General features: G+C 42.4%; 2 protein-coding genes. Both read left to right on the top strand.

The window, feature by feature from the left end; all coding sequences use genetic code 11:
• Positions 1-615 (top strand): T6SS immunity protein Tli3 family protein (locus tag OGV80_RS02170; protein WP_286513474.1); only part of this gene is annotated, 615 nt, incomplete at its 5' end.
• A 46-nt stretch (positions 616-661) separates the two neighbouring features.
• On the top strand, positions 662-1,023 hold a 362-nt coding region (locus tag OGV80_RS02165; protein WP_502873989.1), incomplete at its 3' end, for a T6SS immunity protein Tli3 family protein.

The raw sequence follows: 1,023 nt of genomic DNA, 5'->3' as shown, positions 1-1,023 counted from the left end.
CATGACATAAAAAGAAAGGTCCACAAATCAATTTATGGCAATCCAATCTATAGGGTTTTCTCGGGTGAGTTTATCCATCCCTCAGAACAGTACATACTTGTGCCTGAGTGGGAGCCTGGGGCATATAAAATATCTAAAGATTACGGACAAACGTGGCAGGTCGCAACCTATATGTCTCCATTTCAGGGGCAAGAGAAAAATTCAGATGGAAATATGGTCGACAGACCTGAAGGAAAAGAAATAAAAAGAGTGGTGGTGGTCAATAACCAGGCATTTATTACCACGGCGCAGGGGCATTTATATCTGAGTTCATATCCTTTTGACGACCCGCGTCTGGCGCCGGGTGGACCGGGTATAGATTATCAATTCTTTGATGATACATATTATCTCTACAGACCTGGCAAGCATAAGTCCAGTGGCGAGTATGTGAACGCGCATATCAGACCTGAATCTCCAGGGTATGCGTGGGGTATGGTTATTTTTATGAAAAAAGGACTGGATAATCTTGTTGAGTCAGAAAAAGCGAATTATCAAAACCTGCCGGACAAAGAGCCGGAGGTGGTGGGCTATAAGGGCTGGACCCGGATGCACTGCGATATGGATGCGGGGAAATAATCTGCAATGGGATATGCCCAAACCGCTTAACGTTTAAGGATAAATTATGAATAAGGGAAGTGCGTTAAAAATAATAATCGGAACTATTTCGCTATGTGCTATCGCTGCCTGTACAAAAAAAACACCCTCACAGGTTATTTATCGCTATGATGATAGCCGGTATCTCGAACTAAAAGGTTTCGATTGTGAAGGTGCACTTTGGTATCATGATACCAGGCGGAATATACATAAAGAATTAGTAAATGGCATTTATTCAACGTATCAGATATTTTCCGGGGTATATATTCATCCGTCAGATAAGTATATTCTTATACCGCGATGGGAACCTGGAGCATATAAAATATCTAAAGATTACGGGCAAACGTGGCAGGTGGCAACATATATGGCTTCTTTCCCAGCGCTGGAGAA

The sequence above is a fragment of the Citrobacter sp. Ce119 genome (assembly GCF_030334525.1).
Classification (GTDB): domain Bacteria; phylum Pseudomonadota; class Gammaproteobacteria; order Enterobacterales; family Enterobacteriaceae; genus Citrobacter; species Citrobacter europaeus.
The sequence above is the reverse complement of the archived record's forward strand: the minus strand, read 5'-3'. Positions and strand labels throughout refer to the sequence as shown.